Source organism: Pseudonocardia autotrophica (assembly GCF_003945385.1).
Lineage (GTDB): Bacteria > Actinomycetota > Actinomycetes > Mycobacteriales > Pseudonocardiaceae > Pseudonocardia > Pseudonocardia autotrophica.
Map to the genome: position 1 here is coordinate 210,088 of NZ_AP018921.1, position 23,570 is coordinate 233,657.

At 71.2% G+C, this 23,570-nt stretch carries 28 protein-coding genes and 3 pseudogenes; 14 read left to right on the forward strand and 17 right to left on the reverse strand.

The window, feature by feature from the left end; genetic code table 11:
• The first annotated feature begins 12 nt into the window (after positions 1 to 12).
• The 3 genes from Pdca_RS34765 (at position 13) to Pdca_RS34770 (ending at position 1,941) form a co-directional block, all read left to right on the forward strand.
• Entirely contained in the window at positions 13 to 1,269 is a 1,257-nt protein-coding gene (locus Pdca_RS34765; protein WP_125911373.1) for an IS256 family transposase, read from the forward strand.
• Between the two features lie 101 nt (positions 1,270 to 1,370).
• Positions 1,371 to 1,541: a hypothetical protein gene (locus tag Pdca_RS35925; protein ID WP_166666058.1), complete on the forward strand. Its 171-nt coding sequence runs from the start codon at positions 1,371 to 1,373 to the stop codon at positions 1,539 to 1,541.
• Between the two features lie 148 nt (positions 1,542 to 1,689).
• Positions 1,690 to 1,941 (forward strand): hypothetical protein, encoded by a 252-nt coding sequence (locus Pdca_RS34770; protein WP_125911734.1) that lies wholly within the window; start codon positions 1,690 to 1,692, stop codon positions 1,939 to 1,941.
• Positions 1,942 to 2,018: 77 nt separating this feature from the next.
• Here the strand turns inward: Pdca_RS34770 and Pdca_RS34775 are convergent.
• A protein-coding gene (locus Pdca_RS34775) for an IS3 family transposase (RefSeq protein ID WP_125911393.1) occupies positions 2,019 to 3,307 on the reverse strand; the annotation gives its coding sequence in 2 pieces (ribosomal slippage) (positions 2,019 to 2,953 and positions 2,953 to 3,307; 1,290 coding nt in all).
• Positions 3,308 to 3,592: 285 nt separating this feature from the next.
• Between Pdca_RS34775 and Pdca_RS34780 the strand changes: the two genes are divergently transcribed.
• The gene (locus tag Pdca_RS34780; RefSeq protein WP_232021779.1) at positions 3,593 to 4,954 is read left to right on the forward strand and encodes a TrkH family potassium uptake protein; all 1,362 of its coding nucleotides are present in this window, start codon (positions 3,593 to 3,595) and stop codon (positions 4,952 to 4,954) included.
• 86 nt (positions 4,955 to 5,040) lie between these two features.
• The gene (locus tag Pdca_RS35930; RefSeq protein WP_158092369.1) at positions 5,041 to 5,181 is read left to right on the forward strand and encodes a hypothetical protein; all 141 of its coding nucleotides are present in this window, start codon (positions 5,041 to 5,043) and stop codon (positions 5,179 to 5,181) included.
• A 417-nt stretch (positions 5,182 to 5,598) separates the two neighbouring features.
• Here Pdca_RS35930 and Pdca_RS34785 read toward each other — a convergent pair whose 3' ends face one another.
• The 3 genes from Pdca_RS34785 to Pdca_RS34795 form a co-directional block, all read right to left on the reverse strand.
• Positions 5,599 to 5,943, reverse strand: a complete 345-nt coding sequence (locus tag Pdca_RS34785; RefSeq protein ID WP_085916625.1) for a hypothetical protein — start codon at positions 5,941 to 5,943, stop codon at positions 5,599 to 5,601.
• Between the two features lie 106 nt (positions 5,944 to 6,049).
• Entirely contained in the window at positions 6,050 to 6,454 is a 405-nt protein-coding gene (locus tag Pdca_RS34790; protein ID WP_232021780.1) for a hypothetical protein, read from the reverse strand.
• 4 nt (positions 6,455 to 6,458) lie between these two features.
• On the reverse strand, positions 6,459 to 7,793 hold the full coding sequence (locus Pdca_RS34795; RefSeq protein ID WP_125911735.1) for a coiled-coil domain-containing protein: 1,335 nt from the start codon (positions 7,791 to 7,793) through the stop codon (positions 6,459 to 6,461).
• 203 nt (positions 7,794 to 7,996) lie between these two features.
• Here Pdca_RS34795 and Pdca_RS34800 point away from each other — a divergent pair, with 203 nt between their 5' ends.
• The 4 genes from Pdca_RS34800 (at position 7,997) to Pdca_RS34810 (ending at position 10,252) form a co-directional block, all read left to right on the forward strand.
• Entirely contained in the window at positions 7,997 to 8,218 is a 222-nt protein-coding gene (locus Pdca_RS34800; RefSeq protein ID WP_125911736.1) for a hypothetical protein, read from the forward strand.
• A gap of 134 nt (positions 8,219 to 8,352) precedes the next feature.
• A complete protein-coding gene (locus tag Pdca_RS35935) occupies positions 8,353 to 8,502 on the forward strand; it encodes a hypothetical protein (RefSeq protein ID WP_158092368.1) in 150 nt (49 codons plus the stop codon).
• 104 nt (positions 8,503 to 8,606) lie between these two features.
• Positions 8,607 to 9,242 carry a hypothetical protein gene (locus Pdca_RS34805; RefSeq protein ID WP_125911737.1) on the forward strand — a complete coding sequence of 212 codons (636 nt, stop codon included), beginning with the start codon at positions 8,607 to 8,609 and terminating at the stop codon, positions 9,240 to 9,242.
• Entirely contained in the window at positions 9,239 to 10,252 is a 1,014-nt protein-coding gene (locus Pdca_RS34810; RefSeq protein ID WP_232021781.1) for a tyrosine-type recombinase/integrase, read from the forward strand. The genes Pdca_RS34805 and Pdca_RS34810 overlap by 4 nt, the downstream gene beginning before the upstream one ends.
• A 46-nt stretch (positions 10,253 to 10,298) precedes the next feature.
• Here the strand turns inward: Pdca_RS34810 and Pdca_RS34815 are convergent, their stop codons facing one another.
• The 8 genes and pseudogenes from Pdca_RS34815 to Pdca_RS34850 all read right to left on the reverse strand — a co-directional run bounded on the left by Pdca_RS34815 (position 10,299) and on the right by Pdca_RS34850 (position 14,794).
• Complete coding sequence (locus Pdca_RS34815) at positions 10,299 to 10,499, reverse strand: hypothetical protein (protein ID WP_075315372.1); 201 nt, start codon at positions 10,497 to 10,499, stop codon at positions 10,299 to 10,301.
• A 532-nt stretch (positions 10,500 to 11,031) separates the two neighbouring features.
• Positions 11,032 to 12,204 (reverse strand): annotated as a pseudogene (locus tag Pdca_RS34820) (MFS transporter); the annotation flags it as partial.
• An 81-nt stretch (positions 12,205 to 12,285) separates the two neighbouring features.
• Complete coding sequence (locus Pdca_RS34825; RefSeq protein ID WP_085916619.1) at positions 12,286 to 12,585, reverse strand: hypothetical protein; 300 nt, start codon at positions 12,583 to 12,585, stop codon at positions 12,286 to 12,288.
• A gap of 26 nt (positions 12,586 to 12,611) precedes the next feature.
• Positions 12,612 to 13,076: a CBS domain-containing protein gene (locus tag Pdca_RS34830; RefSeq protein ID WP_085916618.1), complete on the reverse strand. Its 465-nt coding sequence runs from the start codon at positions 13,074 to 13,076 to the stop codon at positions 12,612 to 12,614.
• Between the two features lie 3 nt (positions 13,077 to 13,079).
• Positions 13,080 to 13,280 (reverse strand): rhodanese-like domain-containing protein, encoded by a 201-nt coding sequence (locus Pdca_RS35940; protein WP_158092367.1) that lies wholly within the window; start codon positions 13,278 to 13,280, stop codon positions 13,080 to 13,082.
• Between the two features lie 64 nt (positions 13,281 to 13,344).
• The gene (locus tag Pdca_RS34840) at positions 13,345 to 13,695 is read right to left on the reverse strand and encodes a DF family (seleno)protein (RefSeq protein WP_125911738.1); all 351 of its coding nucleotides are present in this window, start codon (positions 13,693 to 13,695) and stop codon (positions 13,345 to 13,347) included.
• Positions 13,692 to 14,390 carry an alkylmercury lyase family protein gene (gene merB, locus Pdca_RS34845; RefSeq protein ID WP_125911739.1) on the reverse strand — a complete coding sequence of 233 codons (699 nt, stop codon included), beginning with the start codon at positions 14,388 to 14,390 and terminating at the stop codon, positions 13,692 to 13,694. Before merB ends, Pdca_RS34840 begins: the two co-directional genes overlap by 4 nt.
• A complete protein-coding gene (locus Pdca_RS34850; protein WP_085916615.1) occupies positions 14,387 to 14,794 on the reverse strand; it encodes a MerR family DNA-binding protein in 408 nt (135 codons plus the stop codon). The genes merB and Pdca_RS34850 overlap by 4 nt, the downstream gene beginning before the upstream one ends.
• 438 nt (positions 14,795 to 15,232) lie before the next feature.
• Here Pdca_RS34850 and Pdca_RS34855 point away from each other — a divergent pair, with 438 nt between their 5' ends.
• On the forward strand, positions 15,233 to 16,090 hold the full coding sequence (locus Pdca_RS34855) for an IS5 family transposase (RefSeq protein ID WP_085916614.1): 858 nt from the start codon (positions 15,233 to 15,235) through the stop codon (positions 16,088 to 16,090).
• 35 nt (positions 16,091 to 16,125) lie between these two features.
• Here Pdca_RS34855 and Pdca_RS34860 read toward each other — a convergent pair.
• Positions 16,126 to 17,112 (reverse strand): annotated as a pseudogene (locus tag Pdca_RS34860) (IS3 family transposase); the annotation flags it as partial.
• A 46-nt stretch (positions 17,113 to 17,158) separates the two neighbouring features.
• Here Pdca_RS34860 and Pdca_RS34865 point away from each other — a divergent pair.
• Positions 17,159 to 18,325, forward strand: coding sequence for an IS30 family transposase (locus tag Pdca_RS34865; protein ID WP_408635076.1), 1,167 nt, complete (start codon positions 17,159 to 17,161; stop codon positions 18,323 to 18,325).
• Here the strand turns inward: Pdca_RS34865 and Pdca_RS34870 are convergent.
• Positions 18,310 to 18,624 (reverse strand): annotated as a pseudogene (locus Pdca_RS34870) (transposase); the annotation flags it as partial. The gene Pdca_RS34865 and the pseudogene Pdca_RS34870 sit on opposite strands and share 16 nt — an antisense overlap.
• Positions 18,625 to 18,735: 111 nt before the next feature.
• Between Pdca_RS34870 and Pdca_RS34875 the strand changes: the two are divergent.
• The 3 genes from Pdca_RS34875 to fdxA are packed head-to-tail and all read left to right on the forward strand — an operon-like array spanning position 18,736 to position 20,980.
• Positions 18,736 to 19,623 (forward strand): MerR family transcriptional regulator, encoded by an 888-nt coding sequence (locus Pdca_RS34875; protein ID WP_085916611.1) that lies wholly within the window; start codon positions 18,736 to 18,738, stop codon positions 19,621 to 19,623.
• A complete protein-coding gene (locus Pdca_RS34880) occupies positions 19,620 to 20,663 on the forward strand; it encodes an arsenic resistance protein (RefSeq protein WP_085916610.1) in 1,044 nt (347 codons plus the stop codon). The genes Pdca_RS34875 and Pdca_RS34880 overlap by 4 nt, the downstream gene beginning before the upstream one ends.
• Positions 20,660 to 20,980, forward strand: coding sequence for a ferredoxin (fdxA, locus tag Pdca_RS34885; RefSeq protein WP_085916609.1), 321 nt, complete (start codon positions 20,660 to 20,662; stop codon positions 20,978 to 20,980). Before Pdca_RS34880 ends, fdxA begins: the two co-directional genes overlap by 4 nt.
• Before the next feature lie 18 nt (positions 20,981 to 20,998).
• Here the strand turns inward: fdxA and Pdca_RS34890 are convergent, their stop codons facing one another.
• Genes Pdca_RS34890 through Pdca_RS34900 form a run of 3 tightly spaced genes read right to left on the reverse strand, consistent with a single transcriptional unit; the run spans position 20,999 to position 23,261 of the window.
• The gene (locus Pdca_RS34890) at positions 20,999 to 22,108 is read right to left on the reverse strand and encodes an ArsO family NAD(P)H-dependent flavin-containing monooxygenase (protein ID WP_085916608.1); all 1,110 of its coding nucleotides are present in this window, start codon (positions 22,106 to 22,108) and stop codon (positions 20,999 to 21,001) included.
• Positions 22,105 to 22,527 carry an arsenate-mycothiol transferase ArsC gene (locus tag Pdca_RS34895; RefSeq protein WP_085916607.1) on the reverse strand — a complete coding sequence of 141 codons (423 nt, stop codon included), beginning with the start codon at positions 22,525 to 22,527 and terminating at the stop codon, positions 22,105 to 22,107. Before Pdca_RS34895 ends, Pdca_RS34890 begins: the two co-directional genes overlap by 4 nt.
• Positions 22,524 to 23,261, reverse strand: coding sequence for an arsenate reductase/protein-tyrosine-phosphatase family protein (locus Pdca_RS34900; protein WP_085916606.1), 738 nt, complete (start codon positions 23,259 to 23,261; stop codon positions 22,524 to 22,526). Before Pdca_RS34900 ends, Pdca_RS34895 begins: the two co-directional genes overlap by 4 nt.
• Positions 23,262 to 23,570 lie beyond the last annotated feature (309 nt).

The window sequence follows — 23,570 nt, forward strand, 5'->3', positions numbered from 1 at the left end:
GAGTTCCACGCGATGACCGCACCCTCCAGTATCGACCCCTCCGAGTTCCTGCACGAGCAGCTGTCCCAGGCGAGTCCCGATCTGCTGCGCCAGATGCTCACCACGTTCATCAACACACTCATGTCCGCCGATGCCGACGCAGTGTGCGGGGCAGCGTGGGGCGAGCGCAGCGAGGCCCGCACGAACATCCGCAACGGCTACCGACACCGTGACTTCGACACCCGCGCGGGCACCATCGACGTAGCGATCCCGAAGCTGCGCAACGGTTCCTACTTCCCCGACTGGTTGCTGGAACGTCGCCGCCGGGCGGAGCGGGCACTCACGACGGTGGTCGCGACCTGCTATCTGCTCGGGGTGTCGACGCGGCGGATGGAGAAGCTCGTCGAGTCCCTCGGGATCACCAGACTGTCGAAGTCGCAAGTCTCGGAGATGGCCCGAGACCTCGACGGCCAGGTCGAGCAGTTCCGGACCCGCCCGCTCGACCAGGGCCCGTACACCTTCATCGCCGCCGACGCCCTGGTCTTGAAGGTGCGTGAGGGCGGGCGGGTGGTCAACGTGCACGCTCTGCTGGCCACCGGCGTCAACGCTGACGGGCACCGGGAGATCCTCGGCCTGCAGGTCACCTCCGCCGAGGACGGAGCCGGCTGGCTCGGGTTCTTCCGAGACCTGACCGCCCGCGGCCTGTCCGGGGTCCGGCTGGTCACCAGCGACGCTCATGCCGGGCTCGTCCACGCGATCGGCGCCACCCTGCCCGGCGCTGCCTGGCAGCGCTGCAGGACGCACTACGCGGCGAACCTGATGGCCGCTACCCCCAAGTCCAGCTGGCCGTGGGTGCGGGCGCTGCTGCACTCGGTCTACGACCAGCCCGACGCCACCAGCGTTCACGCCCAGTTCGACCGGGTCCTCGACGGCGTGGCGGAGAAACTCCCGACGGTGTCCGAGCACCTCGACACCGCCCGCGCCGACGTCCTGGCCTTCACCAGCTTCCCGAAAGAGGTCTGGCGACAGATCTGGTCGAACAACCCCTCCGAGCGACTCAACCGCGAGATCCGGCGTCGCACCGACGTCGTCGGCATCTTCCCGGACCGCAACTCGCTGATCCGTCTCGTCGGCGCCGTGCTGGCCGAGCAACACGACGAATGGGCCGAGGGACGCCGCTACCTCGGCCTCGAGGTCCTCGCCCGCTCCCGCGTCACCGCAGTCCCCGGCACCGGCTCCAGCAGCGAGGAGGTGACCTCAACAGACACGATCCCGGCGCTCAGCGCCTGACAGAACTAGAAGATCACGCGGTAGTCGTCACACACCACGCCAGCGGACTTGACCGCTCGTCGGAGTCGGGACCGGACCAGCGAACGTCTGCCTCGCAGACCGTGCAGACGCCGTCGCAGTACGGGTTCGATCCCACAACGCCCCTGTTCGGCAGCGATCTCTACGACCGCACCGACCTGCCGGCGGAGGCACAGCTCCCGCTGCCCTGGTCGAACACGATGCACGACGACCACCGCGCGTTGATCGAGCAGCACGGCCTCGGCGACGAGTAGAGGAGTCAGGAGGCGCCGCCTGAAGCTGTGCAGGTCATCAGGGGACACGAGTAGACCACTGGATGTGCGCTCGGTGCCAGCTAGCGTTGCCGGAGGTATCGGAGCTGGTCACCGGTCTGTGTCGGGGTGTCCTGGCAGGCTTTCGGACGTGACCGATAAGGACTCCCACCGCCAGTACGGCCCTGGCAGCCTCGTTGCGATCTCGTCGGCGCCCATGGACGGATGGGTCGCGAAATTCGTCACCGATTACGGCCGTGAGCAGCACTACTCGCAGGTTGCAGCGTGGATGATTCGCGAAGACGAGAACGGGCGGACCGCCGTCGCTGGTATCGCCCCGTGGGGGAGCGGATGCTGGAGTGCCGGGCCGGAGCATGGTGTCGCTTACCTCACTTTGCGTTGACCAAACACAAGGCGACGGTGTCCGCCATCTCCTCGGGACGGCCGGGCCTTGACCCCGGATAGTGGACACGGGGTGGATTACGCGGCGTCCGGAACGGTAGCTGCGAAGTCTGCCTCGTAGGTGTTCGGGGTCTGGTAGCGGCAGTAGGAGTGGCGGCGTCGGGTGTTGTAGCGGGTCAACCATCGGAACAGTTGCCGACGGCAGGTGGCCTGATCGGGCCAGAACGCGTTGTCCTGCAACACTTCCCGCTTCAGGGTGGCGTTGAACGACTCGGCGAGGGCGTTGTCGGCGCTGGACCCGACCGCACCCATCGACTGCTGGACGTCGAGTCGGTCGCAGAGGTTGGCGTAGGCGCGGCTGGTGTAGACCGAGCCGTGGTCGGAGTGGAAGATCGACCCGGCGAGGGAGCCGCGGTCCGCGGCCGCCGCTCGGAGGGCGTCTGCGACGAGGTCGGTGCGCATGTGGTCGGCGAGCGCCCACCCGGTCAGGCGCCGGGAGTGGCAGTCGATCACGGTGGCCAGGTAGAGGTTCCCGCCATCGGCCAGGGGTAGGTAGGTGATGTCGCCGACATAGACGATGTTCGGGGCGGGCGCGGTGAAGTCGCGCCCGAGCAGGTCGGGCACCGGGCTCTGGGCGGGCTCGGGGATGGTGGTGCGCACCCGGCGACGGCGGCGGTAACCCGCGATGCCGTGCTCGCGCATGACCCGGCCGATCCGCTTGTGGTTCACCCGCTGCGCCGGCTCGACGCCGTCGTTGATTTCGGCGGTGATCCGCGGCCGCCCGCAGGTGCGGTCTCCGTCGTGCACGGCGCGGATCCGCTCGGCCAAGGCGGTGTCCGCGGCAGTGCGCTTCGCGCGGGCGGGCGCGGCGGCGAGCCAGGCGTAGAACGAGGAACGTCGCACGTCGAGTAGTGCGCACAGCCGCTTCACCGTCCAGCCCCGGCGGGGGCTGGAGGTCGTGTCGGAGTGGTCGGCGACGAACTGGAAGCGGGTCACCAGTTCGTCGCCCCGGCGAAATACTTGGCCGCCTGGCGAAGGATCTCCCGCTCGGTCTCGAGTTTGGTCTTCTCCGCCCGCAGTGCCTTGTTCTCGGCTTCGAGGCGGGCCAGACGCTGCTCGGGCGTCTCATCCGCGACGGGCACGACACCGGCGTTCTGGCGTGGCGCACGCACCGAACGTGCGCTGCGGGTGCGGGTGCCGTCGGGGGCGGTGCGGGTCCCGGTCCCGAGGTTGTCCAGCCACAACGCCAGCGTGGCCCGCTCGACGCCCAGGTCGGCGGCGATGCCCTTCACCGTCGCCCCGGGCGTGGACTCGTACAGCTCGACGGCCTGCCGACGGAACTCGTCGGAGTAGTTCTTGCGGGCCATGGTCAGACATCATCTCGCTTCCCCCGACCGTGCGGGGATCAGCGTGTCCACGGAACGGGGTCAGGGCCCGTACCGCCGTTCCGGGCCAACGATGACTCCATTCCACCCACGAGGTCTCGGTGCGACGAGCCCCTCACACGGCCGCGTCCGAACACAGTGTGACCTAACGAGGCGATCATGGTCGACGCGGGAACGGCCATAGGACGCAGGCGACACAGCCAGCATTACGCTGCGCCTGCCCACGAGGACACACCGAGCAGACGGAGCTGCGACAGTGATGACGAGGTGACCACCGCCCGCCGACATCTGCGTCCGTCGACGGCGCGACCGGCGCGTGCGGTGCTGCTGGCGTTCGGTCTGGCCGCCGTGCTCGGCACGGTTCTGCTGATGCTGCCGGTAGCCACCGACCACGGCGAGGCCACCAACTTCGTCAGCGCACTGTTCACCGCCACCTCCGCGGTGAGCATCACCGGCCTCGCCGTGGTCGACACCGGAACCCACTGGTCGATGTTCGGAACGCTGGTCATCCTCGGCCTGATCCAGGCTGGCGGGCTCGGTGTCATGACCTTGGCGTCGCTGCTGGGGCTGCTGGTGTCGCGACGGTTCGGGCTGCAGATGCAGCTCTCTGCTCAGCGTGAGACCAAGAGCGTCGCCCTCGGCGACGTACGCTCCGTGGTGCTCGGGGTCCTCAAGCTCAGTCTCATGTTCGAGACCGTGATCTCGCTGATGCTGACCCTCCGTCTGCTGCTCGGCTACGACTACTCGTTCACAGCGGCCCTGCAGTCAGGGATCTTTCACGGGATCTCCTCGTTCAACAACGCCGGGTTCTCCCTCTACGACGACAGCATGTCCCGGTTCGTCGCGGATCCGTGGATCTCGCTGACGGTGTCGTTCTCGGTGATCGCCGGCGGCCTCGGGTTCCCGGTGTGGTTCGAACTCGGTCGCAGGCTTCGGCGCGGTGGCAGACGGAGACGGTGGACAATCCATACCAAAATCACGGTGTTGACGACCGGTGTTCTCGTGCTGGCCGGCTTCGTGGCGATCACGGCCAGCGAGTGGAACAACGAGGCCACCTTCGGCGCCCTCGGCGTTCCGACGAAGTTCCTCGCCGGGTTCTTCGCTGCGGTGATGCCCCGCTCGGGCGGGTTGAACTCCGTCGATATCGGCGAGATGAACTCGGTCAGTCTACTGGTGCAGGACGTACTGATGTTCATCGGCGGTGGCAGTGGTGGTACGGCGGGCGGCATCAAGGTCACCACGTTCGCGCTGCTGGCCTTCGTCATCGCGACCGAACTCCGGGGCGAGCCGAGTGTGCATGTCATGGGGCGCAAACTGCCCGCCGCCGTGCAGCGCCAGGCGTTGACCATCGCGCTGCTCAGCGTGGCGCTGGTTGTGCTAACCACCACCACGATGTTGGCGATGACCAACTTCGGCTTGGACGCGGTCCTGTTCGAGTCGATCTCCGCGGCCGCCACCGTCGGGTTGTCGACCGGGATCACTCCACACCTTCCGCCCGCGGCGCACGTGCTGATGTCGGCGCTGATGTTCATCGGCCGCCTCGGGCCGATCACACTGGGCGCAGCCCTGGCCCTGCGCGACCGTCCTCGACGCTACGAACGACCGGAGGAACGACCCATCGTGGGATGACCCGAACAGACGGTCAAACGGCCGGTCACACGTAGGCAACATGGCGCGTGTCACCGGGACACGGGGGAACTCCGGCGGAGCGCTCCGTGGCCTGTGTGCTCAGGCAGGTCGAGGCCGGTGACGTCCCGGCGCTGCTGGCCACCGCGGCCCGGCTGCTGGAGGCAGGCGAAGGCGAGGCCGTATGCGGTGACGCGCGCCGAGAGAGCCGGGACAGGTGCCGCGAGTAGACCGCAGTGAAGATCAACCCGTGGGTGACGCGCCGGTTCCCCCGGAGTGGTCCCATGATCGTGGGCACCGCTGGCACCGGCTTGAACGAACGGGAACGCCGTCCACCCCGGCGGCGCACCCGCGCCGCGGGAGGAACCGCCGGGAACCACACCTGGCACCTGCCGCCGGAGCCGGGAGCGGCCACCACGGCCGGCCCAGATCCAGCGTCGTGACGAACGACCGCCTGCGACCCCCGGGCGGGTGGCGCACGCCACGGTCGCCGTAACCGCAGCTCACCGTGCGTCGTTACCCCCCTGAAGGTGTGACCCGATCGAGGGTGGCGGTGGCGTGGCTCGCTGCTGGTGGCTCGACCCGCCATCCCGGTCCGAACCCGTCGTTGCCGACCGGACACCCGCGCGTGGCCACCGCCCGCGCCGTCAGAACGGTCCGCCGGCCGGGGCCGGCGTGGGCACCGGCAGCGCGGGACGAGGGTGTCGTAGCCGGCCCAGCGCAGGGCGTGCGTGCTCACCCCCGACGGCGTAGTGCCGGCGCCGCGGCCGGGCGGCGCGGGTGAGGCCGTCGGCGTGAGCCAGTTCGGTGATCACGGCCAGGACAGTGACCGGGCGGGCACAGCCGTGCCCGGTCAGCGGGCCCGAGCCCCCGGCGATCAGCCAGTCCAGGGCCGCGGTCCCGCCCGAGCAGCCGGCGACGGGCACCCCGCCGATCGCCCACCGCGCCCCGCCGCACCGGACCGAGCCGTGACCCGGGTCGCCCAGGCCCATGCAGACTTCACCGCGCTCCAGGCGAACACCTGACACGGTTGGAGCTGCCCCGAGTTACCGCTGGTCAGCCATATCCGCCCGATCTTCGGCGAGTCCGCGACCCCGTTCAGGCCTGAGTCGCCGGGGGAGTGGAGGGTAGGAGGGCGTCGACGGCGGCGCGGCGGTGTTGGTAGTCGGCCAGGGCGTCGGTGAGCTCGGCGGCGGAGGTGTCGTCGTCGGCGGTGAGCACGCATTGCAGGACGGCGCCGGTGGTGGCTTCGGCGTCCAGGGCGGCGGCGAGCGCGGGGTGGGCGGCCTGGCGGAGTGCGGTGGTGATGGCCTGGAGCCGGGCCTGGGCGGTGGCCAGTGGTCCGGGGTGTTCGGCGGCGAGCGCGGCCCGGTGGGTGGCCTGGGTGGCGCGGTGGGCGTGGGCGAGTTGGAGCGCTCGGGCCTGCTGCTGCGCGGTCGGCCGGTGCTCGCCGCCAGGCGTCCGGGCCGGTGGGATGGTGGTGGTCGGGGTGGTGGTGACCATGGCGCTACTCCTGCGGCTGCTCGGGTGCGTCGGTGCCCGCCGGTGACCGGCTGGTACGGCCGGGCCGGCGCCGGGGTCCGGGCGGGGAGGCCTCGCCTCGCGCTGCCGCATCGGGCGCGGTGGCGCGTGGGGTGCGGAGTTCGGCCAGTTGCTGGTCGTGGCGGGCGGCCTGGTCGTTGAGGCGCTGCTGGGCGTGGGCGCGTTCGGTGGCGATGTCGTGCTCGAGCTGGCGGGTTAGAGCTTCGTGTTGGGCCTCGGCGACGGCCTGGGCGGTGCGGGCCTCGCCGGCGTCCCGGGCGGCCTGGTCGGCGCGGTCGCGGGCCTGGTCGCGTTCGGCGCGCAGGTCCTGGGCCGCCGCGGTGGCGGTGTCGCGGTCGTGTGCGGCGGTCTCGGCTCGGCGCTGCTGCTGGTCGGCCTCCTCCCGGGCGGCGGCGAGGTCGGTGCGGGTCTGGTCGCGCTCGGCGGTGACCTGCTCGTGCGCGGCGCGCAGCCGCTCCAACTCGGCGCGGGCCTGCTCGAGGTGCTCGGCCAGCCGGGCCCGGGCGGTCTCGGTGTCGTCGCGGGTGTGCTCGGCCTCGGCCAGCCGGGTGCGGGCCGCCTCGAGCTGCTGCTGGAGCTGGTCGCGGTCGGCGTGGGCCTGGTCGCGCTGCCGGCGGGCCTCGTCACGCTCGGCCTGGGCCTGGTCGCGCTCGGCGCCGGCGTCGTCGGCCTCGGCCAGTGCGGTCTCGGCGGCGGCTTCGGCGTCGGCTTGAGCCCTAGCGGCGGTGGTGGCCGCGGTCTCGGCGGCTCGGGCGCGGGTGGCGGCGTCGTCGCGGGCGGCCTCGGCGGCGTCGATGCGGGTGCGGGCGTCGCGGTGCGCGGCACTGATTTCGGCGGCGGCGGCGTCGGGGTCGGCGGCGGTGGCCAGCTGCCGCTCGAGGCGGGCGGCGAAGTCGGCGGCCCAGGCCTGGTGGGCGGCGAGCTGGTCGCGCAGCTCGCCGCCGAGGGCCTCGATCGAGGCGCGGGCGTAGGACACCGGCCGCACCGGGGCCGGCTCGGAGTCGGGGCGCGAGCCGGGAGCGGGCAGGGTCAACTTGCCCTCCCGGACGCGCAGCGCGGTGTAGCGGGTGTGCGGGACCCCGTCCACGGTCAGCCCGCAGTACTTGGGCTTGCGCCCGCCGGTGCCGGCGTACTGCTCGATCACGTTCGGGCAGCCGCCCGGGATCCCGGGCATCAGGCAGGCGATCCGCTCCAGCCCGGCCCCATTGACAGCAGCCCCACCGACCGCAGCAGGCCCGCCGCCGATGTCGCCGTTTCCGGCATCGTCGCGGTGGTCGCGGAGCTGGTCGCTGTCGGGCACGCCGCGCACGCTAGCGCCTACGTTGCGTTCCGTCAATAGTAACGTTTGATTGCGTTATTGCATAACGCTACGCAATAAGTACAGGATAATGCCCCTTATCCCGTCATCGTGACCGATGACGGATCGCACGTACTGGTGAGGGGTCGCACGTACCGATGAGGGGTCGCCTGTACTAATGAGGGCTCATCAGCTACGATGGAGCCATGAGCATTACGCGCCCAGCTCCGCTCTCGCCCGGTGCCACCGTGACCGTCCGGTGGGCAGCCGCGGACCGCGACGGGGTGCGCGGCGAACTGCTCGGGTTCGGCGAGGCACCGTCCCCGCACGTGCTGATTCTGCTTGACGGGGGTGAGGAGGTGGCCGTGTTCACCGGACCCGGCGTCGAGCTCTACGCATCCGCCCTGACGTCGGGAGGCCCGCGGTGACCGGTGAGCGCGCCCGACCCCCGGCTGCGCATCTGCGCCTGGTCGGCGCGACGGAGGACCGAGCAGACGCCACCGGCCGGCCGCGCCCGTCGACTGAACCCCACCGCCCGAGCACCCCGGGGACCTCGGCCGCGGTGACGCTGAGCGCGGCCGAAGCGGCCATCGGCCTCGGTATCACCGAGGACCAGGTGCTGAGCCGCCAACGCCGCGGCGCGCTCCCCGACCCGATCACGGCGGCCGATCTGGCCGAGCACGGCGGCTCGGACCTCGGGGGCCGGACATGACCATCTGACCTGTCCTTGTTCTTCACCTCGAACCGCTGCCCGACGACAGGACCGTGATGCACCCCGAATCCGCGGCCCCCGCCCCGGGCCCCTCGTCGAGCCCGGTGACCACGACGACGGCGATGACCCGGCTGGGCTGCAACCGCGATCAGGTGGTGCGCCTGGTCGCGACCGGGCTACTGCCCGAGCTCGGCCGCCGCGGCCGTACCCGGCTGCTCGACCCCACCGCGCTCGCCGCGCTCGCCCACCGCCCCGTACTCCCCGACGCCGGCGCCGACCAGCCCGCGGCAGCGACCTACGCCCTGGCCCTGCACCTGGGCCCGCGCACGGCCGAGGAGCGCCCGGACCTCTACTACCGCGACACCCACGGCTACTACGCCGACCAGAACACCCCGGACAACGCCTGGACCGGGTGGTGGAACACCGGCGAGCAGATCGCCCGCGACGCCGTCGCGCACACCCTGCCGGTGCTGCCGGCGGTCAGCGGGTTCGTCGTCGACGTCCGCGTGATCACCAGGTTCGACGTGCACCCGCTCTATCCCGGCCTGATCCGCTTCGACCTCGCCGCAGCCTCGGAACCAGTCCGGGCGCGCTTGACCGGCACCCGATTCCGCCCGGGCGCCGGAACACCCTGGCAGCGGCTCCGCCAACCCCAGGCCCGCCGCGAACTCGCGGCCAGCGACACCCCGACCGGCGCCACCGCACCCGCGCCGGCGACCGAGGACCGGGGACCGTGGTGACAGACCAACCGGCAGACCGGCCGGCGCACCTGCCCCACCCGGCGGGGCCGCCGGAGGCCCTCCCGGCCGTTCCGGCCGGGGACCCGCGGGAGGATCCGGCCTGGCGGCTGGCCACGGCGTTCGTGCTCTCGCGGCGCTCGGCCCACACCCGGCGCGCCTACGCCCGCGACATCCGCGACTTCTACACCTGGTGCGCCCAGGCCGGGCTGGATCCGCTACGGCTGCGGCGGGTACACATCGACGCCTACGCCCACGAGCTCGCCCAGCCGGGGCCCCGCACCGGCCGCCCGGCCGCCGAGTCGACGATCGCGCGCAAGCTCTCCACGCTGGCCGGGTTGTATGCCTACGCCGTCGGCGAGGACGTCCTGGACCGGTCCCCGATGACCGGGGTGATCCGCCCCCGGACCACGCAGGACTCGGTGTCCACCGGGCTCGACCGCGACGAGGTCGCGGCGCTGCTGTCCGCCGCGGCCGCCGACGGGACCCGAGCCCACGCCCTGATCAGCCTGCTGGTCCACAACGGGCTGCGCATCGACGAGGCACTGTCCCGCGACGTCGAACACCTGCAGACCGAACGCGGCCACCAGGTCCTGCGGCTGCGCCGCAAGGGCGGCCACACCGCGACCGCGCCGCTGGCCCCACCCGTGGTCCACGCCCTAACCGTCTACCTGGCCGGGCGCACCAGCGGCCCGCTGTTCAGCACCCGCACCGGGCGCAGGGTCGACGAACCCGCCGCCTGGCGGCTCATCCGGCGCCTGGCCCGCCGCGCCGGGCTGCCGCAGGCCGACCGGATCAACCCACACAGCCTGCGCCACACCTTCGTCACCGCCGCCCTCGACGCCGGAGTGTCCCTGCGCGATGTCCAAGATGGAGCCGGTCACCGCGATCCGAGAACGACACGCCGGTACGACTCCTCGCGGCACAACCTGGACCGGCACCCCAGCTACGCCGTATCCACCTTCTACGCCGCCGGCCGGTCCACCGAGACGACCGGGCGCCGGGACAGCTGACCGCCGGCTGCGAACCTGCCGGGGGCGGCTGCCTCGCCCCCTATGGTCAGCCGTCTTCGTGCTCGTCTGGCTCGAGCGTGATCCCGGCCTGATCGAGCAGCGCCTGTACCGCGCGTTTAAGCCACCGCACGTCCTCGCGGGTCTCGATCACCGTGGTCACGATCGCGGTGACATCCTCCTCGGTCCGCTGCGCGCGGGACTCAAGTCCGCGCACTCTGGCTTCGAGGTCGGCGAAGGTGGTGGCCACGACGGCGATCCTCTCACCCCGGTCCCGGCGGTGGCGACGGCGGTGCGGCCAGATCGAGGTAGTCGGGTTCGGGCGGGGCTAGCCGCGGTGCGAGGCGGACCCCCTCGCCCCCGACCGCTACCTGCTGCGGCACTGCACCGCGCTCGCAACCTGCTCCATCGGCGCCGCGAGGGTGGTGGTAGATGGTGGGGCCGGGTGACGCTCGATCCGCATGCCCCGAGCCGTATCGCGAACCCCGAGGACGTGACGTAGCCGCGGCCACGGGTTCCGTTACACCTGCCGACCAGGGGAGAACGGAGGCAGTCCGCGAGGTGTCTCGCGAACGATCGTTCGCGGACGATGTGATCCCGTGGTGGCTGCCAGACAGCCCCTCCCGACCGCAGGCCGGAACCGCGTAGCGGGTACCTCGGATGGTCCGGCAGGGAGGACCTGTGCCGTGAGGAGATCACCGCCTGGACCGCACACGAGGGATGGCCACGGCCTATGTGCCGCTGGTCGAGTTGGCTCCAGTGCGCATCGCCGTCCAGCCGATGACGGCCGCGAGCAAGAGCAGCGCGCCGCCGAGGTAGTAGACGGCCTGGATGCCGATCGCGACGGCGAGCAGGCCGCCGACCAGCAGCGATACCAGACGGCCGAGCTGCCAGAACACGTCAAAGCTGGCGAAAATGCGCCCGCGCAGGTGCTCGGGGGTGTGCGCCTGGAGCAGCGAGTTGAAGGTGACCGCACCGCTGGAGGTGCCCAGGCCGTAGACCGCGAGGGCAACCAGGGCCACCGGCAGCGTGGCGAAGGTGGCGAGCACGACGTCGACCACGCCACGGACGACGTACGGGCCGAACACGAACGCGGGCCGCCGAGGATTGCTCACCAGTCGGGTCAGCACCAGCGGACCGAGCTCGGCGCCGACGCCGATCGCGCCGAGCAGGAACCCGTAGCCGGAGGGCGGTAGCTCGAAGTGCTCGCGGGCCAGTACGACCAGCAGCGCGGACGTCGCGCCGGCCGACAACGCGGCGAGGAGCTGCCCGGCCCCGAGCGCGCGCAGCAAGCGATCCGTTCCCAGGACTCGCAGCCCGGCGATGGCGTCGGCGAAGAAGCCGCGGCGTTCCGTCGAGCGCACGGCGGCCGGCACCCGCAGGCCGGCCAGCAGGACCGCGCTGAGCACGAAGCTCGCCGCGTTGATGCCGAACGCAGCGCCGGCGCCCAGGGCGGCGTACAGCACGCCAGCGAGCGGGGCGAGCGCGATCTGACTGAGCACCGCGGCCGTCCACACGCCGCTGTTCGCCGCGACGAGCTCGTCGTCGCGGACCAGGGCCGGCAGTACGCTGTTCGCCGCCGGGTTGAAGAACACTGCGCCGAGCGACAGCCCGAACGCGATCACATAGACCGCCGCCACATTGTCGCCGAGCACGATCAGCGCGACGGCGAGCACAGCCCGCCACAGGTCCGCAGCAACCATCACCGCCACCCGCGGCAGCCGGTCGACGATCGTCCCGGCGAGTGGGGCGAGCAGCAGTACCGGCAGGATCTCGGCGAACACCACCGCGCTGACACCCAGGGCCGAGCCGGTCAGGTCGAACACCAGTAGCGCGAGCGCAACCGTCGCGAACACGTCGCCGCACTGCGACACCGTCCGGGCCGACCACAGGCGCCGGTATCGACGCTGCGCGAAGACCGTGCGCAGACCGATCCGGGGTGCAGGATCGCTCATCGAAACCTCAACGAATCCTCGTCACCGCGCTTGTGGTGCGCGGACGGCAGGGTGCGAGTCAGGGCCGTGTAGGCAAAGGCACTACGGCAGCCAGCGATCGACTCGGCGCAGGAACATGCCGAGCGCACCGCGCTCGTGCCAGCCGCGAGCGATCACTGCGCTGCGGATGGTGTCGAGGCCGCTGCGCAAGTGGCCAGGGAGCGAGGGGTGCTGCTCGTGGCGGCGGACCGCGGCTCGCCGCTTGGCCCACACCGCGCAGTCCCGGCAGATCCCGACCTCGGGATGCGCGCCGAGACGGACCAGCTCTGCCTCCTCGAACTCGCCGCCGCAGCACCAGCACGCCGGCGAGGATGCGCGCTCTGGTCCCGCTCCTGCGGTCATCGGTACTCCCCAAGATCGGCCGTGGTCTACATCAGGTCGTCGGCATGGACCGTGCCGAGGAGCCGGCCATCCGGGTCGGTCACGATCGCGTAGGCATGGCCCTTGTCGACGAGGTGCGCCCGCACCGCGTCCACGGGCTCGTGCGGGCGAAGCGTGGACGGTCCGGCTTCCATCACTTCTGCCGTCACGGCGTTGGCGTCGGCATGGTCGAGGTGGGTGCCGCGGAGTCGGCCGAGCAGGACGCGGTCGGCGGTGGTGACCAGCGCGAAGCTGTGCGGCGACGCCGCCACGCAGGCGCGCACATCCGCGATCGGCTCGTCGGGAGCGGCGGTGACGACCTCGTCGCGTAGATGCCTGCCGATGAGCGGGGCGCCGGCGTCGGTGCCCTCGACGGGCAGGTTGCGGGCGAGCCAGTCGACCTTGCCCGGCATGTAGTCGTAGACCTGGCTGAACCCGAGGGTGTCGAGCCGGCACGCGGCTCGTGGGCTCATGTCTCAAAGGCCGTCCCAGCAGTAGACGACGACGGGGCAGCCGCGGTCGAGGTCTGTGGTGGTGGCGGCGTCGAGCGTCTTGAGCGGGATGTTGACCGCGCCGGGCAGGTGCATCTCGGCGTACTCCTCGACCGGGAGCACCTCGACCAGCTGCGTCCCCTGGTCGAGCAGTCGGCGCAGCTCCGGATAGCCGATCGTGGTCACCGCGAGCCACCCGACGCCGCCGCGGCCAGGTCCTCTGCGGCCTCCGCGGCTGTCGTCCTCAGCATCAACACGTCCCTTCTGGTGCTCGTTCGTTGTCAGCCACCGCTCCCATCGACCGGAGCAGCGCCAGCACCCAATCATCCGGCGGCATGCCGCTGACCCCACTCGGGCCGCGGTAGAGACGGCAGCTCAGTCCGTAGTCCCGCCGGGCGTCCGCGCCGGGGTCCACATCGCGGCGGTCGACACGGACCGTCGGCGAGCCGAGGAACCGCTCGCGCTGCGCCTCCTCCGCGTCGGCGACCATTCGCACCCGGACCGGGTCGGACACGCCGGCCTCGGCGACGAGCCGTCGCAAACGCGGCAGATACTCCTCGGCGTGCGGGCACCCCTCGGTGTGCAGCATTTCCACGATCATGCGCGAACCTCCGTCCGTGGCGAGACGTCCAGCCCACGCTCGCCGGCCAGCAGCGGCCCGAACGACCACTCGGCGATCTCGACAGCCCGGGCTTGGTCGAGCACAAGCCCGGTCAGCTCCGGGTGGGACCGCAGGTACGCCTCGGCCCGCTCCCGCTTCCAGTGGAACGCGATCGCCGGGCACAGGCAGTCGGCGGCCGGACCGCACCCGCGGGTCTGCGCCAGCAGGATGACTGTCTGCTCCGGCGACCAGTACCAGGTCCCGCCGCGGCGTTCGACGCGGACCGGCCGCCCGTCACCCGGATCCGCCGACTCAATGACGCCGTCCCGGCCGGTCATCAGCGGTATGCCCAGCGCGTCGAGCGCGCACATCGCGTGCACCGGCGCCCCGCCAGCGAGGCGCACCACGTGTCCCGTCGGAACCCCGGAGAACGGGTAAGCCACAGCGACACATCCGTCGTCCAGGTGCACCAGATCCACCTCATCGAGCCGGCTGAACGCCTCCGCCAGGTCGCCGCCCTCCGGGTGCACGAGGTCGTCGCGGTGCGGTGCCTGCCCGGTCGCCAGGAACGCGCGCAGCACCGTGCGGTGCACCTGCCGGGTCGTCGTGGTCAAGCCCGCCTGCCGGGCGGCGACTCCGCCCCGCCCGGTCTCGCACAACGACGTGACCCGCAGCGGCCCCTCGGCGCTGTTCACGGTCGTTCCTCCTCCGCGCTGCCGATCTCGATGAGGATCGGGCATTCCCGCCGGTCCCGCGGCTGCTCGCAGGTCTGCACCAGCCGGGCCAGCCCCGACCGCATCGCCCGCAGGTCCGCGATCCGGGCATCCAGGTCCCTGATCTTCGCTGTCGCCAGCTCGCGGGCGGCGTCGCAGCTCTGCGGGCCGCCATCGGCCAGATGCAACAACGACTCCACGTCGTCGAGGGTGAAGCCGAGATCCTGAGCCCGCTTGATGAACCGCACCAGCCGCACCGCCTGCGGGCCGTACGCCCGGTAGCCCGACGCCGAGCGCTCCGGCTCCGGCAACAACCCCCGGCGCTCGTAGTACCGCAGCGTCTGCGGGTTCACCCGCGCCCGCGCGGCCACCTCGCTCGTCCGCATGCGTCCAGGATGAACCCTGTACCGCGGTACCAGGTCAAGCCGACCGCCGCCGCATCGGCCGGGGGCCCCTCAGCCGACGGTTGGGGTGGGGATGACGACACCGACGGTGCCGTCGACGCCGTCCGCGAATCACTGGTCATCGGCGTCCTATAACGCCACATACCGCTGAAGAAGCAACGCCGCCAAGCGCTCGCGGCCACACTCATGGCGCGTGGTTGACCGGCGGGAATGCCGGTAGGGGTTCCTCAACCGGACACCGCGGAGGCGCCAAGCGGGAGACCATTCCCAGCGCTCGTGCGACGTTGCGAGCGCTTTGGGGCTGTGCTCCCGGCCTTAGAGCGTCCGGCAAATGAGGTCGCCGCGTGTCGTTGCAGGTAGAGGCACGGACCCAGAAGTGATCATGGGATTGCTGAAGTCCTGTGATCGCCTGGAGGGTCCGTGCCTCTGTTGCCAGCATCCCTGATCGAGCCGCTGTGGGTCGAGTTCGCTGACCTGATCGGGTCCGAACGACGGCCCGAGTTCTCCCCGACCCATCCGTGGGGCTGTCATCGTCGCCGGATCCCGGACCGGGTCGTGTTCGAACACGTGCTCGCCGCGCTGGTGCACGGCAGCGGCTACGAACGCCTCGCCTCACCGGGCTGCTCGGACCGCACCATCCGCCGCCGCCTTGACGACTGGGCCCGGGCCGGCGTCGGTCGAGAAACGCTGCGCCAGGCCCTGGCCGGCTACGACCAGATGATCGGACTCGACCTCGATGACCTGTCCGTGGACGGGTCGATCACCAAGTCCCCGTGCGGCGGTGAGGTATCCGGGCGCAGCCCGGTTGACCGGGGCAAACAGGGCACCAAACGCTCGGTGGCCGGCGCCGGGAACGGGATCCCGCTGCACCTGGTCGCCGCCCGCGCCAATGATCACGACTCGCCGTTGCTCGAACCCACCCTGGCCGGGGTTTGCGACATGATCGGTCCGTTGCCCGATCTGCCGGGCATGCATCTGGACCGGGGCTACGACTCGGCCAAGACTCGCGACCTGCTCGAGGTCCTCGGCTATGACGCCCACATCGCGCTCAAGGGCGAACCCGCCCCGATCCAGGCTGGGCGGCGGTGGCCGGTCGAGCGCTTGCACGCGTGGATGAACGGGTTCGGCAAGCTGCGCCGGTTCACCGACAAGCGCCGCGACATCGCCGAGTTCTACCTCAACCTCGCCGCCGCGTTGACCGTGATCCGCCGCCTGATCAACCGCGCACGCGTGCTCTACCGCTGGCCCACCCGGCCGACCACCCGCCGACTCCGCTGAACATCATTTTGAACCGCCCCGGCGTGTCCGGAGGCTCATGGGGTTGTGTGGCCGGCCTCGGTGAGGGCGGCGTGTTGACGGTAGTGGGCCGCTTCGAGTTCGGCGGGTGGGATGTCGCCGCAGGCCTCGAACAGCCGGCGGTGGTTGAACCAGTCGACCCATTCCAGGGTGGCGATCTCGACCTGCTCGACGGTCCGCCACGGCCCCCGCGGTTTGATCAGCTCGGTCTTGAACAGCCCGATCACCGACTCGGCCAGGGCGTTGTCATAGGCGTCGCCGACCGATCCGACCGACGGGTCGATGCCGGCGGCGGCGAGGCGCTCGGTGTAGGCGATCGAGGTGTATTGCGACCCGGCGTCGTGATGACAGATCAACCCGGACAGGTCCTCGACGCCTTCGCGTTGACGGGTCCACACGGCCTGCTCCAGCGCGTCGAGCACCAGCTCGGTGCGCATCGTCGTGGCGGCGCGCCAGCCCAGGATGCGGCGGGCGTAGGCGTCGAGGACGAAGGCCACGTAGACCATCCCCGCCCAGGTCGGGACATAGGTGAAGTCCGCGACCCAGGTGCGGTTCGGGGCCGGCGGGTCGAACCGTCGCTCCACCAGGTCCGCCGGGCGCGGCGCGGCCGCGTCCGCGACGGTGGTGCGGACCCGGCGACCACGACGGGCACCGACCAGGCCCAGCTCGCCCATCAGCCGCTCCACCGTGCAACGGGCCACCGCGATGCCTTCGCGGTTGAGCGCGAGCCACACCTTCCGGGCGCCGTAGACGCCGTAGTTCTGGGCGTGCACCCGGGCGATGTCGACCTTGAGCTGATCATCACGCAGCGCCCGCTTGCACGGCTGCGCCTTCGCGGCGCGAGCGGCGTAGTAGGTCGATGGGGCGATCGGGCAGCCGTGCTCGGAGAGCACTCTGCAGATCGGCTCGACTCCCCACCGCAACCCGCCCGCGTCCTGCTCGGCGTGGGCGGCGATGAACCTCACGAGCGTGTCGAGGGCCGGTCGAGCTCGGCCGCGAAGAAAGCCGACTTGGACTCAACCGGTCAGCGCAACACCGTGATAAATGATCATGGTGGAGGTGGTGGCGGTGGCGAAGTTGGGTCGTCCGGGGATGTCGGACGAGGACAGGCAGCAGCTGTGGGACCGCTGGGCGCGTGGGGAGTCGATCTCCCAGATCGCGCGGGCCATCCTGCGCCCGCCCGGTTCGGTGTTCACCGTGCTGAAGGGCACCGGCGGGTATGTGCCTGCGCCGCGGCGGCGCCGTGAGGGTTCGCTGACCCTCGCTGAGCGGGAGGAGATCTCTCGTGGCCTGGCGCGTGAGGAGTCGATGCGCACGATCGCCGCCCGCCTCGGCCGCTCCCCGTCGACGATCAGCCGTGAGATCGGCCGGAACAAGGGGCCGCGCAAGTACCGGGCCGTGGACGCGGAGGACCAGGCCTGGCGGCGGGCCCGGCGCCCGAAGCTGTGCCTTCTGGCGCGCAACGAGCGGCTGCGCCGCTTCGTGTCGGGCAAGCTCGGGGTGGACTGGTCCCCGGAGCAGATCGCCGGGTACCTGCGCAAGCACCACGAGCCGGGATCGGGGATGCGGGTGTCACACGAGACGATCTACAAGTCGCTGTTCGTGCAGGCCCGCGGCGTGCTGGCCAAGAACCTGCAACGCCACCTGCGGTCGGGGCGGCCGATCCGGCGCAACGTGCACAACACCGTGACCGGGCAGTGGCGCTCCCAGATCACCGACGCGGTCTCCATCCGTCACCGGCCCGCCGAGGTCGCCGACCGAGCCGTGCCCGGGCACTGGGAGGGCGACCTGCTCATTGGTCGTGGGCAGACTCAGATCGCCACCGTGGTCGAGCGCTCCACTCGGTTCACGGTGCTCGTCGCACTGTCCGGCAAGGACATGCGCTCGGTGACCCATGGCCTGTCGACGGTGATGACACGGCTGCCCGCGCAGGTGCTCAAGTCCCTGACCTGGGACCGCGGGATGGAGCTGGCCGGGCACAAGACCGTCAGCGCGAACACCGGCCTGCAGGTCTACTTCGCCGACCCCGCAAGCCCCTGGCAGCGCGGCACGAACGAGAACACCAATCGCCTTCTGCGCCAGTACTTCCCGAAGGGCACGCGCATCGACTTCTCTCAGGACGACCTCGACCAGGTCGCCCATCAGCTGAACACGAGGCCGCGCAAGACCCTCGACTTCGACACCCCGGCCGATAGAATCGCGGCACTGTTGCGCTGACCGGTTGAGTCCAAGGACGCCGCTTTCAGGATCTCATTCGCCCGGCGCAGCTCGGCCACCTCACGCTTGAGCCGCTTGATCTCCGCGGACTCCTCCGTGCTCCCGCCCGGTCGCTGGCCCTGGTCGATCTCGGCCTGGCGGACCCACTTGCGCACCGTCTCCGCCGTCCCAACGCCGAGTTTCTGCGCGACCGCGCCGATCGCGGCCCACTGCGAGTCGTAGTTCGGGGTCACCTCGGCAACCATCCGGACCGCCCGCTCACGAAGCTCCCGCGGGTAGGGCTGGGCGCGATAGGTCATGACTCCATCTCCTCAGAAGATCGAGTCTCCCGACACACCGGGGCGGTTCATTTGCCGGACGCTCTTAACCCTTGACCTTCGAGTCGGGTAGCGGGTTTAGCGTTCGGGATCGTGGACGGGCTGAAGGTTTCCCAGTTGGCCGAGCACGCCGGGGTGCCGGCGACGACGTTGCGGTACTACGAGCAGCAGGGGCTGCTCACGCCGCGGCGCTCGGCGTCGGGGTATCGACTTTTCGACGACGAGGCCCTCGATCAACTGCGGTTCATCGCCACGGCCAAGGGCTTGGGGCTCTCCCTCGACGACATCCGGATTCTGCTGCGTCCGTGGCAGCGCGAGGGCTGCCGGGAGGTGCAGCGGACGCTGGCGCCGATGCTCGCCCGGCGCTGCGCCGAGGCCCGCGAGCAGATCACCGCGCTGCAGGAGTTCACCGCCCGCCTCGACGACGCCCGCCGCGTACTCGACGGGATCGACCGCGAGGGCCCCTGCGACGCCTCCTGCACCTTCCTGACCCGCGCGCAGGACACCGCCCCGGGCCACTCCGCCACCGCCGGACCGCCCCGACCGATCCCCGGCCCGCGAGCGGCTGCGGGACCGATCCCGTCGCCCGCGCCGGCGGCGCTCGAGGTCCCCGACAGCGCCGGGGCGGCGTGTTCGTTGCCGGCGCCGAGCTGGCGGGGCCGGTGGGCCCGCTGGTCGCGGTTGCTCGTGCACGCCACGAGCCGTGAGCGCCTGGCCGACCGGGTACAGGTCGGCTTCGACCCGGCGGTGCTCGAGGACGGCGGCGCAGGTGAGCTGGCCGCGCTGGTCCGCGCCGAGCAAGACTGCTGCCCGAGCCTGGCCATGTCTCTGACCATCGGACCCGGAGTCGTCGTCGAGGTACGCGTACCCGACGACGAGGCCGCCGAGGTCGCCACAAGCCTGTTCGGGCCTGTCCCCGTCAGCCAGGGGCCGGCGACCGCGGCGACGGTTGCCACGATGACGGGTGGGGGCCGCTCGTGAGCGTCGAGACCGTCGTGGCGTGGTGGGAACGACACCAGATCCCGATCTACCTCACCGGGCTGGCTGTCGGTGCAGTGATCGGGGTGCTGCTCCCCGAGTCGACCGCGGCCGCGGTCGAGGTTGCGATCTACCCCGTGCTCGGACTGCTGCTCTACGCCACGTTCCTGCAGGTCCCGTTCGCCCAGATCACCCGCTCGCTGCGCGACGGGCGCTTCGTCACCGCGGCGCTGGTCCTCAACTTCGTACTCGTCCCGGTGCTGGTGGCCGCCGCGATCCTGCCGCTGGGGCTCGAGCGGGCGGTGCTGTTCGGGGTGCTGCTGGTGTTGCTGACCCCGTGCATCGACTACGTCATCGTGTTCTGCGGTCTGGCCGGCGGCGACGAACGCCGACTGCTGGCGATCTCCCCGCTGCTCATGCTCGCCCAGATCGTCGTGCTGCCCCTGTTTGTGCTCGTCGCCGTGGGCCCGGACCTGGTAGGTGCGATCGAGCCCGGCCCGTTCTTGGACGCCTTCGGGCTGCTCATCGCCGCCCCATTGGTACTGGCCTGGGTCACCGGGCGGCTGCGCGGACGCTTCCGCGCCGTCGCCGTGACCGAGCGGGCCGCGACCGCGGCCATGGTGCCGTTGATGACCCTGACCCTCGCTGTCGTGGTCACCAGCCAGGTTCCCACCCTGTCCGGGCAACTCGGCGCGATCGTGCCGGTGCTGCCGATCTACGTCGGATTCCTGGTGGTCATGGCCGCCGTGGGGATCGCGACCGCCCGCGCGTTCCGCTTCGACGTGCCCGCGACACGGGCGTTGGTGTTCAGCGGCGCCACGCGGAACTCGCTGGTGGTGCTACCCCTCGCGCTCGCTCTCCCACCGATGTTCGCGGTCACCCCGGCGGTCGTGATCGCCCAAACCCTGGTCGAGCTGATCGGTATGGTCGTATTCGTCCGTTTTCTGCCCCGCCTGATCCCCCAGCGGGCCCCCGCACCCACAGCACCGTCAGGGCAGGCCACTACGACACGCCGCACCGACGACCGCGAGGAGTCGCCGTGACCTATGTGATCGCCGAACCGTGCGTCGACGTGATGGACAAGTCCTGCATCGAGGAATGCCCCGTCGACTGCATCTACGAGGGCGCGCGGATGCTCTACATCCACCCTGACGAGTGCGTCGACTGCGGTGCCTGCGAGCCGGTCTGCCCCGTCGAAGCCATCTACTACGAGGACGACCTCCCCGAGCAGTGGAGCACCTACACCCAGATCAACGCCGAGTTCTTCGACTCCTACGGCAGCCCCGGCGGCGCCGCACGCCTCGGCCCAACCAGCAACGATCACCCGATCATCGCGCCCCTCCCCGTCGAACCCCGCTGAAGCACTGTCGCTCGACGGTCAGAGGCGAGCATGATTCGGCTCGGGTCTACGAGCGGGTCGTCCGATGATCTGTTCTACGCACGTGCGGGCCGTTCGCCCCGCGCCGATCAGGGTTGCGGCGGCGGCGCCGGTCCAGTCGCCGTAGCCGAGTAGGTGCAGTCGGGGTTCGTCGATGCTGCGGGTGCCGTCGGTGCGCGGGTGCCCGTGCGTGTCGGTGCTGAGGCCGAGCGGGGCGAGGTGGGCGAGGGCTGGGCGGAAGCCGGTGCACCAGATGATGGCGTCGAGGTCGGTGGTGGAGCCGTCGTCGCGGGCGACGCCGGTCGAGGTCAGCCGGTCGAACATGGGCTCGGCCCGCAGCACCCCGCGGTCCCGGGCGGCCTTGACGCTGGGGATCATGACGATGTCGCCGAGCGCGGCGACACCACCGGTGTCCGGGCGTCCCTCGCGCTGGGCGAGTTCGCGTTGGGTGGCGACGTCGAACAGGACCCGGCCGTCGACATCGTCGGGCAGGAATCGCGGTGGGGCCAGGGTGAACCAGTGCGTCGTCGCAACGGTGGAGACCTCGGCGAGGATCTGCGCCGCGGAGTTCGCACCACCGACCACACCGACGCGCTGACCACGGAACGGGTCGGGCCGGTGGTAGTTGACGGTGTGGATCTGGCGGCCGGTGAACTCCGCGCGGCCGGGTAGATCTGGGACGTGCGGGCAGCGCCAGGTACCGGTGGCGCTGATGACCGCCCGGGCGCGCCAGCTGCCCTGTGCGGTGCTGACGGCCAGGTGGTCCGGGTAGGCCTGTACGGCGGTGACGTCGACGGGGCGGCGGACGTCGAGTGCGTAACGCCGCTCGTAGTCGTCGAGGTAGGTGCGGACGTGGCCGGCGGTCGGGAAGGGCTCTGCGGGCTGGTCGGGCATCCACCACCCGGGCAGAGGGCTGTAGCGCGCGGGGGAGAACAGGCGCAGCGAGTCCCAGCCGTGTCGCCAGGCGCCGCCGGGCCCGGTCTGGGCATCGAGGATGACGAACGGGACCTGCGCTCGGCGCAGGTAGTAGCCCGCGGCGAGGCCGGCCTGGCCACCGCCGATCACGACCACGGGCAGGTCGCGATCGGCGGTGTCAGGGGTACGGGTCACGGGTTCGGGCTCGGCCCGGTCAATTCGGCGAGCAGGTCGTCGACCCGAGCGGCGATGTCGTCACGGATCAGGCGCATGCGGTCGAGTCCCTCGATCCCGCGGGCGGAGGGCTCGTCGGTGTCCCACGTACGGACCTCGGTGTCACCGGCGTCGACCCGCGCGTCCCGGCCAAGAGTGACCACGAGGTCGACGCGCCGGAGCAGCTCGGGGTCGATCGACGTCGGGGACTCGCCGCTGATGTCCGCGCCGGATTCGGCCAGCGCCTGCGCGGACAGGGCGTTGATCATCTCCCCCGGGTTGGTGCCGGCGGAGTGGACCTCGACCCGGTCGCCGGCGGCCTGGCGCATCAGCCCGGCGGCCATCTGGGACTTGCCGCCGTTACGGACGCAGACGAACAGCACCGCAGGCGTGTCGGTCACGACGTCGCCGCTTCGGTCGGGGTACCGGTCAGCTCGGCGAGCAGGTGGCGTACCCGGGCGTCGATGTCGTCGCGGATGGGGCGGATCTGCTCCGCGGCTTTGCCGGCGGGATCGGTCAGCTCCCAGTCGAGGTAGCGCTTGCCGGGGAACACCGGGCAGGCGTCACCACAGCCCATAGTGATCACGACGTCGGCCGCTTCGACCGCCTCGGTAGTCAGGCGCTTGGGGAACTCGGTGTCCAGGCTCAGGCCGAACTCGGCCATGACGTCGCGGACGGCAGGGTTGATGCTGTCGGCCGGGGCGGATCCGGCCGAGGTGACCCGGACGGCGCCGGCCGCGTGGTGGGCCAGCAGGGCGGCGGCCATCTGGCTGCGCCCGGCGTTGTGCACGCAGACGAACAGGACTTCGGGAACCGCAGCTGCGGTGGTCACGGTGGCTCCTTGGGATCGGGCTACTGCCGCGAGCCGCTCGCGGGCGTGGCGGGCGGCGAGCACGGGCAGGTGGGCGGTGATGCGGGCGGTCAGCGCCAGCTCGGTGAACACGTCCACGACCACGGCCTCGATCGTCTCGGGGCCGAAGATGCCGTGGAATCTGCGGCGCAGCTCGTCGACGGTCTGGTGAAGCCGGGCGTGGGGGCTGGTGAGGGCGAAGTGTTCGAGGTTGCGACCGCCCGCCGGGCGCCGTCGCGCGATGGCGACGACGACCGGCGTGGCGTCGGGCGAGAAGGCGTCCATGGCATGGTCCGCTACTGGCCGGCCGAGCGGGTGCTCATCGGGTCTCGCCCGCGCGAGGCAGGGTGTGTCGGTGGTGGCGAACAGGCACCGGCGCAGCCACAGCGACACCTCCACCAAGCCGACGAGCATGGACGCTTCGATCAGCGGCCCGGCGACCCCGACCAGGGCGGGGGCCGGGGCGGGGGCCGGGGCCGGGGCCGGTGGGAACGCCGAACGCGATCGCTACAGCGGTCATCAGGGCTCCTTGAGCATGAGCAGCGGCGGTGCGCGTTGGCACCGGTTCGAACAGTGGGGCGTCGCGATGGCAGA

Coding starts and splice junctions, on each gene's coding strand:
- Pdca_RS34765 (WP_125911373.1), top strand. CDS start 13: ATGACCGCACCCTCCAGTATCGACCCCTCCGAGTTCCTGCACGAGCAG.
- Pdca_RS34785 (WP_085916625.1), bottom strand. CDS start 5,943: ATGGGCCTGGGCGACCCGGGTCACGGCTCGGTCCGGTGCGGCGGGGCG.
- Pdca_RS34790 (WP_232021780.1), bottom strand. CDS start 6,454: ATGGTCACCACCACCCCGACCACCACCATCCCACCGGCCCGGACGCCT.
- Pdca_RS34800 (WP_125911736.1), top strand. CDS start 7,997: ATGAGCATTACGCGCCCAGCTCCGCTCTCGCCCGGTGCCACCGTGACC.
- Pdca_RS34825 (WP_085916619.1), bottom strand. CDS start 12,585: ATGACCGCAGGAGCGGGACCAGAGCGCGCATCCTCGCCGGCGTGCTGG.
- Pdca_RS34830 (WP_085916618.1), bottom strand. CDS start 13,076: ATGAGCCCACGAGCCGCGTGCCGGCTCGACACCCTCGGGTTCAGCCAG.
- Pdca_RS34840 (WP_125911738.1), bottom strand. CDS start 13,695: ATGATCGTGGAAATGCTGCACACCGAGGGGTGCCCGCACGCCGAGGAG.
- Pdca_RS34850 (WP_085916615.1), bottom strand. CDS start 14,794: ATGCGGACGAGCGAGGTGGCCGCGCGGGCGCGGGTGAACCCGCAGACG.
- Pdca_RS34865 (WP_408635076.1), top strand. CDS start 17,159: ATGGTGGAGGTGGTGGCGGTGGCGAAGTTGGGTCGTCCGGGGATGTCG.
- Pdca_RS34900 (WP_085916606.1), bottom strand. CDS start 23,261: ATGGACGCCTTCTCGCCCGACGCCACGCCGGTCGTCGTCGCCATCGCG.